This is a genomic window from Dolichospermum sp. UHCC 0259, from assembly GCF_009711935.1.
Lineage (GTDB): Bacteria > Cyanobacteriota > Cyanobacteriia > Cyanobacteriales > Nostocaceae > Dolichospermum.
The window spans coordinates 14,630-28,682 of sequence record NZ_VIKX01000197.1 but is presented as its reverse complement, the minus strand read 5'-3'; the positions used below and the strand labels follow the sequence as shown (position 1 = coordinate 28,682).

Sequence of the window (14,053 nt, the reverse complement as noted above, 5' to 3'; positions counted from 1 at the left end):
CAACGCAGACACAGCAGTTTTTATGTAGGTCAACATCTCTATTATTGGCTTGGGGTACATCAAATGTTCCAAAAAAGTATAGAAGAACTAATGCAATTTAGCCGCTATCGGTTGAAGGATTACATCAAAGGGCAAAGAGCTATGGAGCTTGCTCTATCTACCTTCTAGCTATCTTGTCCTCCTGTCAGGGCAAAAGATTGAATTTTTAATTAAAAATTTAGGGTTAAATAGAGATTTAGGAATTAGTTTGTAAATAATCAATTGCGGCTACTAATTTACTAGGATAACCTTCAGCAAATTTTTCAAACCATATTCCTTCGGATGATAATGGATCTAATTTAGCTAACCATTGCTTGGCAGATTTTTGTAAAGCTTCTTTCTGTTTAACTTGAAGTTTTTCTTGACGAATTTTCTCCTGTGTTAATTCTTCTTGTTTTTGTAGTGCGATCGCCGCATCCTTTGCCAAAATATCAGCTTGTACATCTGCTAATAAGTTATTGACAAATACATCTGACTTAGTATCAGGTGCATGAACAAATTGAATAGGAGATAACCTATTTTCTTGTCCAGTAGGTTTGTTTGGGATATATTCAGTTTTATTTTCCGCTAAATCAGCTTGTACTTCTGATAATAAATTATCTATGAATACATCTGATTTTATTATCTGTGAAATCAATTTAACCTCAGTTAAATCATTTTGTGGTGGTGTGGTTTTTGGTTCGGTATATTCAGTTTTGAGTTCAGCTAATAGCTTGTCAATGGAATCCATATTTGTAATTCCTAAAAGAGATAAGATCCCCGACTTCTTTTTTTATCTTATCAACAAATTATGAATTGATGTGAAAAGTGGGGGATCTACTTTTTTAATTTTTAATTCACGACGGTAATATAGCGGTTATCGTTCGGATACAATACAATTGAGGGCGGGGTTTCCCCGCCCCTACAGGTTTTGCAATTTAATCACTGTATCTCATTTAAGTAGGGTTTGCTTTTGAATTCCGCGTAGCGGTGCTAGTCATTAATGGCATTGAGCAAAACTTCGGATAAACTCATATCTTCCATATCATCCATTGTAACGGTGTCGCAAATATCAAACTTAGCACCTGCACTTTGCAAGTCATCATCTAAGATTTTCAAAAAGCGGGTAGCTTGAGGATCATTACCAACTTGAATAAAGGAAATTGCTAATTCTTCATCTTTATCCAAACGGCGAGAAACTTCAATAATTACTTTCATGACGGCTTTACGATCATCTGGTTCACCATCAGTAACTACTAAAATTGTTTCTCCATTGGGTTTAGTTGTACCGGAGGTTTTGCGTTGCAGATAATCATCAGTAGCGTGTTTCAAAACACCTGCTAAATCTGTTGTTCCTGAAGGATCATTTTCTGTGAAAATTTGTGTTACTTTGGCAGATGTAACATTTTCATAACGTTTAAATTTTCCAGAAAACAAATAAATAGTAATGCCATCTGGATCAAATTGTTCACATTTACTGGCTAAGGCCAAAGTAGATTCTTGTGCTGTTGCCCATCTAGTTCTCCCACCTTTTTGATCTGGGGTAGCCATGCTACCGCTTTTATCAATAATTAAGGTGTAATCACGGTTTTCTAGCATGACTAAACTCTCCAGATTTGAGAAATTTTTGTTAATTAATCAGTGATGGCATTCATTAAAACGTCAGCCAAACTCATGTCTTCTAAATCATCTAAAGTTACGGTATCACAAATATCGAATTTAGCACCAACACTTTCTAATTGATCATCTAAGGCTTTCAGAAATTTGGTAGCTTGAGGATCTGAACCGACTTGAATCATGGAAATTGCTAATTCTTCATCTTTTTCCATTTGTCGAGTCGCACTAATGATAATTTCAAATACGGCTTTGCGATCATCTGGTTCACCGTCAGTAATAACTAAAATGGTTTCTCCATTCAGTTTGGTTTGACCGGCGGCTTTGCGTTGAAAGTAGTTATTCAAGGCATCTTGAAGCACACTTCCTAAGTTGGTTGTCCCTGCTGGATCATTTTCCTGAAATATCTGGGCTACCTTGGCAGCGGTAACGTTCTCATAACGTTTAAATCTGCCGGAAAAGACGTAAACTGTAATGCCGTCTGGATCAAATTCTTCGCACTTTCTGGCTAAAGCGATAGTGGATTCTTGGGCTATCTGCCATCTAGTTCTCCCGCCCGCTTGGTCAGGTGTGGACATACTGCCACTTTTGTCAATAATTAAGGTATAGTCACGATCGCTCATCATAATCTTCCTATTGTGATTTTTCTATCTTTAGTTTAACCATTAAAATCCAAATATAATTCATCGGTCTTTATCTGCGTTTATCTGCGTTCATCTGCGGTCAATTATTCCTAAAGTCTGATTCTATGCAGATTTATCTTAATTAGGAATTACCAGCTTTTGCTTTCGGATAAGCAATGCGTTTGTGATGAAATTGTTGCCAAACATCCACAAATATTTGGGCAATTTTTGGCATTTCTTCTTTTGTCAAGCCCGAATCTATTAATTGTTCATCTTGCCATTTGGCTTTGAGGATATTATTCAGCATATTTAATGCTTTGTCTGGAGTTGCATCTTTGAGACTGCGTAATGCGGCTTCACAAGAATCTGCCAACATGACGATGCCTGTTTCCCGTGATTGGGGGATGGGTCCATCATAACAAAAATCGGCTTTATCTACGATGATCAGTGGGTTTTCTTGAGCTATTTGTTGGGCTTGGTGATAGAAATAGGCGATCGCCATTGTGCCTTGATGTTCGGGAATAAAAGCCTGAATTGCCGTTGGTAAACTGTGTTTTTTGGCCATAACTAACCCTTCCGTCACGTGCTTTTTAATTAACTCGGCACTTTTCCAAGGATCTTTAATTTCTGTTTCATGTTTATTGGGACTGCCAATTTGATTTTCAATAAATCCCAAGGGATCGTGCATTTTGCCAATATCATGATACAAAGTTCCCGCCCTCACTAACTCTACATTACAACCCAATTGTTTAGCCGCAGCTTCAGCCAAAGTAGCCACTAATAAAGTATGTTGAAAAGTTCCTGGGGCTTCTGTCGCCAGACGCTTTAATAATGGACGATTAGGGTTAGCTAATTCCGCCAAGCGGATGGGAGTAATCACATCAAATAGTGTCTCCAGATAAGGACTTAAACCCAAAGCCACCACACTCCAAGACAAGCCAGACACAGCAAATAAACCAGCCTCTTGGAAGATATACCAACCTGAACCAAAAACTCCACCAGTGAGGATTTTTAATAATAAGAATACACCACCTTGAGTGAGGGCAGTGATAACACCTAATAAAGCTAATTCTTCACGCGATCGCAATCTATGGGCAATATAACTACTTAATATTCCTCCCGCCGCCCCAGCCAACAATACGAGAATATTTGTATCTGTGGTAATTGGTAGTATCAGCGACAATAAACCCACCACCGTTATGCCTACAGTTGGTCCATAGAAACTGCCTAATAATAAACCAATAGCACTCCAAGTCGTATAGGGCAAACTGATTGCCAATACTCCAGGAACACTCAGAGTCAGTAGGAGAACTAATAGGCGATCGCGTTGTCGTAAATAATTATGACTTTTTCTTTCCAACCATACAAAAACCTGAATTCCTCCAGTCACAACTATTGCTATAACCGTTAAACCCAGCCAATTTACCTGTCTGCCAATCATGCGATAATGTTCTAATATCTTAAACTTACCAAGTGTAATTTTTTCTCCCTTACTAACAATTACCTCTCCTTTTCTAATCTCCATCATCACCGACGGTATTTTATTAGCTACCAGTTGACCTTGTTGTTTAGTTTGGGCTTCATCTTGTTTAATATTTGGTTGTAATACCGCTAACAATATATTTTTTGTTAATGATTCAGCTTCAATAGGTACAGATAATTCTACTTGTAAATTAACTGCATTATTCAAAATAGGTTCGGGTAATCCAGCCGATATACCTTGGGCAAGAATTCGCTCGGCAATTTTACGAATCCCAGTTTGTGTTTTTAACCAATCATTATCAGTTAATTCTAAAATAACAGACTTTATATAAATTTTTTGGATCTGTTCATTTTTTAATTTTGATACTTGATCAATGGCTTGATTATATCCTTGCCTAACTTGCGATATTTGAGTAATTAGTTCTGAAAAATTAGGTTCTAACGCAGTAAATTGATAAGCCTCCAGTTCTGATAATGCTTGAATAAAGGACGCTTCATCACTATGATTTCCATAACTAGGCAACGATAATACCGGAAGACTTGATGAATTAGACGACTTTTTACCATTTATTGAATTTTGCGGTATTAACAAAGATTTAGAATTTTGTTTGCTTAAATTTTGTTTTCTCTTATTTTCTAAATTGACTTTTAGCTTTTGCCATTCTGATTCAGGAAAAGTCCTCAAATAACGTTGAGTCGGAATTGATAAAACTGAAGTAGCAGAAAATGGAAAAATACCAACTATCTCCCGCAGTTGATTACCTGTATCTAAAATTTCTTCTAAATGCTCATTAATTTTATCATTGATCTGGTTATCAATCATCAAAACTGGCACAGACCTATCTATAGCATCTTTGCGTTTCTGTTCTGTCTCTTCTCGATTTTCAATATTATCGGCGTAGGGAGCAATAAATGTTTGTAAGGCAATATTATCAACTTTCATTCTTGGCTGATTATATAAATCATGACCCACCACACTTGTCAATGATAATACTGCTAACACCAAAATTATTGAGGAGCGTTTTTGGTGTACCCATCTGAAAACCACTTTATCAACACCACCAGTTTTTCTCACCAATTTAGTAGTTGATGTTTGTGTTTGTCCCCGTTTACCTTGTTTTCCTTGGTGACTATTGGCTGATAAATATAGAAATAGATTTTTGAAAAAATTCCTATGCAGTTTCCGTTGGCACTCTCCTTGACGGAATAGAAGTTTATACTGTCGTTGCCATTGCTTTAATTGCTGACTCAAGGACTGCAAAAATTGCTGCGTTTTCATCTTGTTTTCCGCGAGATACCCCAAATATGGCTGATGCCTCCGGCATTACCGCAAATGTCACCCAAGCTGTATAACAACTTAGGAATAAATAGCGGTTCGTACTTAACCAGGAATTTTAGATTTTAGATATTCGATGAAAAAAGTTTGTTACTCCCTTCAGGGTTAAATACGACAGTCTCCAAATTTACTGCCCAATTAATTCAGTGTTTCGCAAAAATCATATAATTTTAACGTCTACGAATAATATGAGGAGCAGCAAAAACAGTATACCGTGTCTCTACACTTTCGCCAAAATTATCACTAAAGTCATATACTCCAGCCCACACCGCCATCATTGTATCGGCTAATTTTAACATCTGGGCAAAATTCTCCAGTCCCCATGCAGGGGAATTGGTGACAGAGGAGGACATTTGCCAATTTACAGGTATACCCACCATACTGTTATATGCACCGGATAATCCTCCAGCAATTGCACCTGTAACATCTGGACTGGCAAAATCGTGATTTTGATTAGTTCTTAATATAGTTAGAGAAAAGTCTTCTAAGGTACTCAGAAAGCAGTAAAAAGCTAAACCAATATTACTAGTTAATTGTTCTGGACTACTTAATTCCCTGGTTGCTGTTTCTAGTCCTGCACCGTTTTTTAATAAATCATTGACTTTTATTAATTGTTGTGGTAGGGAAGTTGATGTTTTATCTAAAAAACTCACTGTTTCGGAAATTAATGTGCGGGGATTAAGTTTTTCATTCAGGGATTGAGCGATCGCATATCCTATGATTAAACTAGCATCTCTCACAATCGGCTCATCTTGCCACTTCCATATTTTTTGCAGTTCTAAAATATTTTCTCGCATTTTCACAGGATTTTCATGAAAAAACATCACCACCGGTAATGTAGCGAGAATCATTTGTCCCCAAGAATTAATATTTTTTTCTAATTTAATATCTGCCGCTTCTTGACGCTTTAACCAGTCCTCTACATCAAACCTACCCAAACTGATTAAACTTTCCGTCCCCAAAACCGCAATCCTACCCAAATTAAAACCATTCGGGTTAGATAAACTCTCTCCTAAAAATGCTCCGAGAATTGTCCCCCTCACCCGATTCACAAGAGAATAACGCATAATTTTTAATAGGTAATAGGTAATAGGTAATAGGTAATAGGTAATAGGTAATAGGTAATAGGTGATTGGTAATTGGTAATTGAAAATAACTCTTTCTTGCCTTTTGCCTCTTGCCTTTTACCTCTTGCCTCTTGCCTCTTGCCTCTTGCCTCTTGCCTCTTGCCTCTTCCCTCTTCCCTCTTCCCTATTACTGCCTTAAATAATACACCAGTGCTTCCAGACCTAACAAATAGCTTTGAGCGCCAAAGCCACTAATTTGGCCAATTACCACTGGTGCGATATAAGAATGATGACGGAAATCTTCCCGACGATAAATATTACTCAAATGAACTTCGACAGTAGGTAAATTAACAGCAGCGATCGCATCCCGCAAAGCCACACTAGTATGAGTGTAAGCCCCAGCATTAATTACAATCCCCTGATGCTTCCCTAATGCCCCGTGAATAGCATCTACTAAAACCCCTTCATGATTTGACTGCATGGGCAATATCTCTGCTTGCAGTTCCATTGCTTTGGACTCTAACAAGCGATTAATTTCTGCCAAAGTCAACGAACCATAAATCCCCGGTTCTCTAAGTCCCAGCAAATTTAGGTTTGGCCCATGCAGCACAAGAATACTTAAACCTGGCAAATTCAACTCCCACACCTTATAAATTTTAGCGACGACGCATAGAACGTTCATGTACAGGAATCGGAATCAGTTCCGGTTCCGGTTCAGCCTCTGGACCTAGCAGACTATCAATTAACTTTCGCGCTAATTCTTTCAGCTTTTCCAGCACCTTTTCTATATAATCCATTAAACTGACCGCTCCTGAGATACTACCTCAATTTTATTTAACCGGGTCGCAGAAACTGGCGTATTATCGCACTTCTAGCCTTGACATGGTTGACACATTTCCACAAGTATGATATTTCCTACTATGGAATTTTAATTTTGTGTTTTCCCTTACTTATTAGATTATCACATCCATCATTAGTAATGGGTAATTAGTGATAGGAATTCGGGAGTCAGGAGTCAGGAGTCAGGAGTCAGGAGTCAGGAGTTAGGAGTTAGGAGTTAGGAGTTAGGAGTTAGGAGTCAGGAGTCAGGAGTCAGAAAGAAGTAAATAAATAAATTTATACCCCTGCTCCCCTGCTCCCCTGCTCCTTGCTCCCCTGCTCCCTGTCCTAACTTGCCGGGTCTGTCTTTTTCGCCCTCGTCTTTGTTGATTTAGTAGTAGTTGACTTAGTAGTAGTAGATTTAGTGGTTTTCCGTGTAGATTTTGTAGATGCTTTCGCTGAAAGTAATTCAATAGCCGTAGACAAAGTTATATTTTCTACCGATTCACCTTCAGGAATACTGGCATTAGTTTTCCCGTGTTTAATGTAAGGACCATAAGGACCATCATAGATATTAACTGGTGCATCATCTTCTGGATGTGGACCCAACTCCCGTAAAGCTTCCTTAGACTTACCCTTAGCAGCAGCACGTCCCTTTTTCGGTTCTGCCAATAATTCCAAAGCACGATTCAAAGAAATTGTCAAGACATTATCAGTAGATTTCAGAGAACGATAATCTTTTCCCTCTTTTCCTTGATCATGGACAACATAGGGTCCAAATCTTCCTAAACTAGCTTGGACTTTGCCACCAGTTTCCGGGTGAGTTCCCAAAGAGCGGGGAAGAGATAATAAACCAACAGCCATATCCAAAGTGAGTGTTTCCGGTGTCACACCCTTGGGGAAAGAAGCTTGTTTAGGTTTAGGATTTTCCTCAGTTTTATCACCTAGCTGCACATAAGGGCCATAAGTACCAATCTTGATATAAATAGGTTCTCCGGTTTCTGGGTGACGACCAACTTGGTCAGGTCCAACAATTTTTTGTTTGAGGAGAATGTCCACCTGTTTAGGGTCTAGGTCAGCCGGAGTCAGGTTTTTAGGAATAGAAGCGGTAATTACTTCCTCACCATTGGTAACTTCAATGTAGGGACCATATTTACCAATACGGACTTTAGCATCTAAATTTTCTAGTTCTACAGTTCTAGCTTTACTGGCATCAATTTCTGTTTCTCTTTCCCTCACCAAAGTTTCTAAACCTTGTTCACCAAGATAAAATTTCTTTAAGTAAGGAAGCCATTGAGCCTCACCTGTAGAAATTTCATCCAAGGTTTGCTCCATTTTGGAAGTAAAACTAGGGTCAACAATATCTGGAAAATGTTTTTCCAGTAAATCAGTCACAGCAAAAGCCGTGAAAGTAGGAATTAGGGCATTATTCACCAATTGGGCATAATCTTTATCAATGATTGTGCCAATAATGCTGGCGTAGGTACTAGGACGACCAATGCCTTCACTTTCTAGGGTTTTCACCAAAGTTGCTTCAGTATAACGGGCAGGAGGTTGGGTTTCATGGCCTACCGCCGCCAGTTCATGACATTTGGGATGATCACCAACTTTCAAAGCAGGTAAAATTACTTCTTGATCTTCTAAAGCGGCTTCAGGATCATCCGAACCTTCTACATAAGCGCGGAGGTAGCCAGGAAAATCTATCCGCTTCCCAGAGGAACGAAAACCAGCATCTTCCACTTGGATTTGCACAGTAACTTGAGTTTGGCGAGAGTCAGCCATTTGTGAGGCGACGGTGCGCTTCCAAATCAAATCATAAACAGCAAATTCTCTTCCACCTAAGCCTGTATCTTGGGGAGTGCGGAAACTGCTACCAGCGGGACGAATGGCTTCGTGAGCTTCTTGTGCGCCTTTAGATTTGGTAGTGTATTGTCGAGGTTGGGGACTTAGGTATTGTTTCCCGTATTTTTGTTCTACACAAGCACGAGCGGCGGTAATCGCTTGGTCGGATAAATGTACCGAATCTGTCCGCATATAGGTAATATACCCTTGCTCATACAAATTCTGTGCCACCCGCATCGTATCCCGTGCCGATAAGCGCAACTTGCGGTTAGATTCTTGTTGCAGTGTGGAAGTTGTGAACGGTGGTGCTGGTTTGCGAGTGACAGGACGTTCTTCCATATCGGTCACTGTCCAGATTTTCCCTTCTAGACGGGCTTTCAGAGCTTCCGCTTGTTCTTCGTTGAGTAAAATGACATTGCGACCTGCGGTAATTCTGCCCGTTGTTGAGTCAAAATCGCTGCCTGTGGCAACTTTTGTGCCGCTAAGAGTTACCAGAACCGCGCTAAATGGACTTTTTTCCTGTTCTAAACTGGCTTTTAAATCCCAATATGTACCTTCATGGAAAGCCCGACGTTGGCGTTCTTTAATTACTAATAGGCGCACTGCTACAGATTGCACTCGCCCAGCGGATAACCCCCAGGCAATTTTTTTCCATAGTAGTGGCGATAGGGTATATCCTACTAAGCGGTCTAAAATTCGGCGGGTTTCTTGAGCGCGAACTACCTGCTCATCAATATTACGGCAGTCTTTCAAAGCTTTTTGAATGGCTTCTTTGGTAATTTCATGAAATACCATGCGCTTTGTTGGCACTTTGGGCTTGAGCAATTGGTATAAATGCCAACTAATGCTTTCCCCTTCCCGGTCTTCGTCTGTGGCCAAAATCAGTTCAGTTACGCCTTTGAGGGCTTCTTTAAGCTGAGTGACAATTTTCTTTTTGTCTTTGGGAACGACATAAATCGGTTCAAAGTCGGCTTCTACATTGACCCCAAGCTGCGCCCATTTTTCCCCTTTGACGGCTGCGGGAATTTCACTGGCCGACTGGGGAAGGTCACGGACATGACCCATTGAAGCTTCTACCACATAGTCTTTTGGTAGGTAGTTGCGAATGGTACGAGCTTTTGTGGGAGATTCGACGATAACGAGAGTTGACATGGAAATTTAAAAAATAATAGCTATGCAGCTAAATAGTTACGTTTGGTTAATTTTTGCGAAATGTCAAGATGAAATATCACGCCTAAGCTGTGATTGTATACTTACACAAACTGCCTAAAAGGGGGAATTTTTTCTCAATTTCAGGTGCAGTGATTCTTTTGAGAGTCAATTGTCAGTTATTTCCATCTTTAACTCATCTAGTGCATAGTTGGCGACTATAGTTTGTAAAATATCCCTGGAATTTAATAGTACAAGGCTGACAGTTGTTAAAGGTTGGGGAAATAAATAATTTAAAATTAGCTTAATTTTCCTAATTTGCCATTTTTTACAGGTGTTGTGTCAAAATTAACTTATACATGGAGAATTGCTAAAGTTATATAAATTATACTTGCAAACTTGATTACAAGCGTTTTAATACCTGATCATATTCTCCGAGCCAGCAAAATGACGAGATTTAGAAACTTGGTTAAAAGATCAATAAATAAGCAAGGGTAATTTTTAATTATGCGGAGCTATCAGCACCAAAGGCTATTCTGATTCCCCAAAATACCATTAAAGTGGCGATCGCTAACCAATCACCTGTTTTTAATTTTAACTCTTGCCATTTAACTCGATGTTCGTTAGGACTGGTAAAACCTCGAACCATCATCGCATTTGCCATTTGTTCCGCCCTTAAAAGCAGATTTTCTAATAATCTCTCAGTCACAATTAACCAAACTTTTGCTCCTCCTTTTAATCCTAGCTTTTTCCAATTAATTGCCCTAGTCATTACCGAACGCACTAGGTTTTGGATTTCTTCTAAAACTAAGGGAATAAACCGCAAGGATAAAGTTAGCGTTAGGGTAAGTTCTGTAACTGGAATATTAAACCTTCTCAACGGCTGCATTAAACTTTCCATTCCCGAAGTAATTTCTTCCGGTGCGGTTGTGAGTAAATATAAATTAGTGCTGTAGATTAATGTAAAAACTATTGTACTCAACCTAATTGCCAAATCCAAAGAACGGCGATTTATTTTCACAAATCCTTTTTGAAATAATACATAGCTATATTTTTTATTGCTATCTGCTATTACTGGGGTGACTTGGGTCTTTTTATCAGTTATAGGTTGAGTAAGAATTTGTTCATTTGCGGGTAAGCGAGACTGATAACTGATACCTAATCCATCAGGACTTATCGAGCCAATTACTAATACCATAAATGATAGTATCAATAACCAGCCCATTTGCTGTCGCCATACTCGCAGCGGAATTTTGGCAAATACAGTAAAAGTAATTAGCAGTAATACCAGCAATACCCGCCAATAGTTGTTAGCGACAACATAGCTAGTTAGAAAGCTCAATAACCAAAATAACTTAACTCGCGGATCGAGTTTATGTAACCAAGTTTGCGGTTCTTCTAAGTAAAGTCCGAGGGGAAGCGATCGCAATAAATCCATATTTTGTCAGTTGTCATTGGTCAGTTGTCAGTTGTCAGAATAAATAAAAATAAAACAGTCGGTTTTAACCGACTTTAGCTTTTAGACGGGGAATTTATTCCCTGGCTTCCTGCCATCCTAACTGACTCCTGACTCCTGACTCCTTACGTTTCCTATTTTACACGAGTAGCACGATTTGGTCCGCCGATTTCCATTTCTCGAACTTTCTTACTGCGCCAAAATAGCCGAATCGGTGTACCTTGAAAGCCAAGCTGTTTACGGAATTGGCGTTCAATGTAACGGCGATAATTGTCATTAAAACGAGTATTATCATTGACAAACAGCGCAATAGAAGGAGGCTGACTGCTTACCTGAGTACCGTAGTATATCTTACCCTGACGACCGCCCCGTGAAGTCGGTGGTGAATGCCAACTGATAGCATCTTCCAGAACTTCATTAATTACTGATGTACTCACACGGCGTTTGTGTGCTTCAGCCGCTTGATTGACCAATTCTAAAATCTTTTCTACCCGTAGTCCCGTATTCGCGCTCACAAAAATAGTATCTGCCCATTCCGTAAAATGTAAGCGTGATTCTAATTCTTTTTCATGGTCATAGATGGTGTAGGAGTCTTTCTCAACAGCATCCCATTTATTCACAACCACAACACAAGCGCGACCTTCTTCTAAGACGCGCCCTGCTAATTTTTGATCTTGTTCAGTTACGCCATCTAAAGCATCAATCACTAATAAAACCACATCAGAACGACGAATAGCTTTAAAGGCGCGGTTAATACTGAAAAATTCCGTTCCGTATTCTATATGTTTCTTTTTGCGAATACCAGCAGTATCAATCAATCTGTAGGTTTGCCCACCTCTTTCAACTATTGTATCAATTGTATCTCTAGTTGTTCCAGAAATAGGACTGACAATAGCTCTATTTTCACCGACAAAAGCATTGAGTAAGCTCGATTTGCCTACATTTGGTCTGCCAATAATAGCGACTTTAATTTCCTTATTTTCCTCTGGTTCGGTTACAAGAGGAATGTGATTCATTAACTCATCCAGGATTTCCCCTGTGCCACTACCATGAATAGCAGAAATAGGGAAAGGTTCACCTAGTCCCAATTCCCAAAATTCAGCGGCTTGAATCACCCCTTGGTCTGGAGATTCACATTTATTTACAGCCAGTAATACGGGAACTGGTTGTTGACGTAACCATTCGGAAATTTCTTCATCTGCGGGCATCAAACCAGCTTGCCCATCTACCACGAAAATAGCAGCAGAGGCTTCTGCGAGCGCTGTTAAAGCCTGTTGGCGAATCATGGGGAGAAATTCGGTGTCATCGTTAAAAACTAAGCCACCTGTGTCCACTACGACAAATTCCCGATCATTCCAAAAAGCTGGACGATAAGTGCGATCGCGTGTTACCCCTGGTTCATCGTGGACTATCGCCGTTTGATCTCCGGCCAGACGATTTACAAAGGTAGATTTGCCCACATTGGGGCGACCGATAATTGCAACAATTGGCAATGCCATAGACTAGAGTTCTTTAGTGCTGAGTGTGTAGGTGTGCTGAGTTTTGTCTCTACGTTCTTCACCCAGCACCATTTTAGAGAACTACTAATTATATCATAGTTTTTGGTCATTGGTCATTGGTCATTGGTCATTGGTGAAAACCATTCTTCTTCCTCCCCCTACTCCCCAACTTCCCCAACTTCCCCAGTCCCCAGTCCCCAGTCCCCAGTCCCCAGTCCCCAGTCCCCAGTCCCCTTTCACTCACCTACTGTAGCCATAGTTTCCTCCATTCCTGGAGGTACACTAGGTAATTCCAGACAATATCCTGCACCGTAGACGGTCTTAATGTAGCGTGGATGACGAGGATCAGGTTCGAGTTTAGTTCTCAAGTGACGAATATGCACCCGAATAGTTTCAATGTCATCATCAGGATCATAACCCCAAACTTCTCTGAGGATTTCGCTAGGGGAAACGGTTTGTCCATGACGTTGCAGCAAACAGTGGAGTAACTCAAACTCTAAATGAGTCAGTTTCACCGTTGCTTTGAACCAAATAGCCTCAAATCTTTCAGGAACGAGGGTAATCGGTCCATAGTTGAGAATTTCGCTATGTTTTGCTGCTTGGGGAATCCGGTCAGTGCGTCTTAATAAAGCTCTTACCCGCGCTAACAATTCTTCTAGCTCAAATGGTTTGGTCAGATAGTCATCTGCACCAGCATTAAACCCTTCTACTTTGTCATGGGTTTGGCTTAAAGCAGTTAACATCAAGACAGGAATCTCGGCAGTCCGTTCATCCCGACGTAAGCGTTGACAAACTGTAAACCCATCTACTCTAGGTAACATCAGATCCAGCATAATTAAGTCGGGTTGTAGCTGGAGAGCCAGAGCCTGACCTTTAATGCCATCTTCAGCTTGACTAACATCGTAGCCCGCCATTTCCAAGTTGACGGCAACAAGTTCTGAAATCGCTGGGTCATCGTCTATGACAAGAATCCTCGGCATTCTTAAAAAATTATAACTACTTTATTTAACGATAATTGAGGCTCTCCCAACTACCAAAATTTCGCTACGCTGATTTTGGAAAAAAGTTGAGGGATGAGTTAGATGATCAAGCAAACCATAAGGCTTTGTTTTCCTTGATATATAAAAAGATTACCATCTTAATTATGA

General features: G+C 39.8%; 11 protein-coding genes. All 11 read right to left on the bottom strand.

Annotated elements, in window-relative coordinates; genetic code table 11:
* Positions 1-235: 235 nt before the first annotated feature.
* Entirely contained in the window at positions 236-769 is a 534-nt protein-coding gene (locus FJR05_RS15940; protein WP_371416901.1) for a salt stress protein, Slr1339 family, read from the bottom strand.
* A 242-nt stretch (positions 770-1,011) separates the two neighbouring features.
* Complete coding sequence (locus FJR05_RS15935) at positions 1,012-1,617, bottom strand: VWA domain-containing protein (RefSeq protein ID WP_168645001.1); 606 nt, start codon at positions 1,615-1,617, stop codon at positions 1,012-1,014.
* A 35-nt stretch (positions 1,618-1,652) separates the two neighbouring features.
* Complete coding sequence (locus FJR05_RS15930; RefSeq protein ID WP_168645000.1) at positions 1,653-2,258, bottom strand: VWA domain-containing protein; 606 nt, start codon at positions 2,256-2,258, stop codon at positions 1,653-1,655.
* A 139-nt stretch (positions 2,259-2,397) separates the two neighbouring features.
* Positions 2,398-5,016, bottom strand: a complete 2,619-nt coding sequence (locus FJR05_RS15925; RefSeq protein ID WP_168644999.1) for an HD family phosphohydrolase — start codon at positions 5,014-5,016, stop codon at positions 2,398-2,400.
* 227 nt (positions 5,017-5,243) lie between these two features.
* Positions 5,244-6,140 (bottom strand): ADP-ribosylglycohydrolase family protein, encoded by an 897-nt coding sequence (locus tag FJR05_RS15920; RefSeq protein WP_168644998.1) that lies wholly within the window; start codon positions 6,138-6,140, stop codon positions 5,244-5,246.
* Positions 6,141-6,327: 187 nt separating this feature from the next.
* A complete protein-coding gene (gene aroQ / locus FJR05_RS15915; RefSeq protein WP_168644997.1) occupies positions 6,328-6,822 on the bottom strand; it encodes a type II 3-dehydroquinate dehydratase in 495 nt (164 codons plus the stop codon).
* Positions 6,797-6,937: a hypothetical protein gene (locus FJR05_RS15910; RefSeq protein WP_027404689.1), complete on the bottom strand. Its 141-nt coding sequence runs from the start codon at positions 6,935-6,937 to the stop codon at positions 6,797-6,799. The genes aroQ and FJR05_RS15910 overlap by 26 nt, the downstream gene beginning before the upstream one ends.
* 370 nt (positions 6,938-7,307) lie before the next feature.
* Complete coding sequence (gene topA / locus FJR05_RS15905) at positions 7,308-9,953, bottom strand: type I DNA topoisomerase (protein WP_168644996.1); 2,646 nt, start codon at positions 9,951-9,953, stop codon at positions 7,308-7,310.
* A gap of 502 nt (positions 9,954-10,455) precedes the next feature.
* Positions 10,456-11,388, bottom strand: a complete 933-nt coding sequence (locus FJR05_RS15900; protein ID WP_168644995.1) for an energy-coupling factor transporter transmembrane protein EcfT — start codon at positions 11,386-11,388, stop codon at positions 10,456-10,458.
* A gap of 152 nt (positions 11,389-11,540) precedes the next feature.
* A complete protein-coding gene (gene der, locus FJR05_RS15895; RefSeq protein WP_168644994.1) occupies positions 11,541-12,905 on the bottom strand; it encodes a ribosome biogenesis GTPase Der in 1,365 nt (454 codons plus the stop codon).
* 236 nt (positions 12,906-13,141) lie between these two features.
* The gene (locus FJR05_RS15890) at positions 13,142-13,885 is read right to left on the bottom strand and encodes a response regulator transcription factor (RefSeq protein WP_168644993.1); all 744 of its coding nucleotides are present in this window, start codon (positions 13,883-13,885) and stop codon (positions 13,142-13,144) included.
* Between the last annotated feature and the right edge of the window lie 168 nt (positions 13,886-14,053).